At 55.2% G+C, this 741-nt stretch carries 1 protein-coding gene and 1 pseudogene; both read left to right on the forward strand.

Annotation, left to right across the window (positions count from 1 at the left end; translation table 11 throughout):
• A partial coding sequence (locus ACR0L4_RS23700) for a DUF411 domain-containing protein (protein ID WP_480515668.1) occupies window positions 1–226 on the forward strand: 226 nt, incomplete at its 5' end.
• Window positions 227–335: 109 nt separating this feature from the next.
• Window positions 336–741 (forward strand): annotated as a pseudogene (locus ACR0L4_RS23705) (transposase family protein); the annotation flags it as partial.

Genomic DNA, 741 nt, shown 5'->3' on the forward strand with positions numbered 1-741 from the left:
CTGTCACACGGGCTTGCTCGAGGGCTATGTCATAGAAGGTCATGTGCCCCCGGCGGACATCCGGCGCTTGTTGTCCGAACGCCCTGATGCGGTCGGGCTGACAGTGCCAGGTATGCCCTATGGCTCACCTGGTATGGGGCCGGAGAGTGAGCGGGAAGCCTATTCGGTTTTCCTGATCGGTAAGGATGGCACCACTGAAGTTTTCAACCATTACAAGGCAGCGTGATCGCCAATTTTTTTGCAACAACCGCAAACGGAATTGTCATGCGTTTAAGGTGAATTTCGGTAGCAGCGATTGAAAAGCGAGTTCAAGGTCGGCTAGTCCGATACGGGGCTGGTCCGATGCTCCGAGAGAGTATAAGGCCCACCCAAGACGCTCTACAACTGCTGAAAACGTTAGAGCGACAACGGCGTGTTTGCACGGATCATGGAAGGGCTGGCTTCGGACCATTCCGATCACAGGGCGATCATGATAGTAGTGAGCAGGCGAACACCATGCGTTCGAGTGGGCCTGGGCAAGTATTTGAAGGCACATTGCACGGTTTCAAGCCTGAGGTTGAAAAAAAGGGGCGCTGGTGCCTGATTGGGCGTGCCAAAGGGGGAATGAACACCAAGTTGCATGCCGTCACCGATGCTTCTGGTCACCCAATCCGGTCCTTCATAGCTGCCGGTCAGATCAGTGATTACACGGGTGCCAGGGCACTTCTGAGCAGCCTACCAGCCGCCGATTGGATGATTGCT

This window comes from Ruegeria sp. AB5, assembly GCF_056542645.1.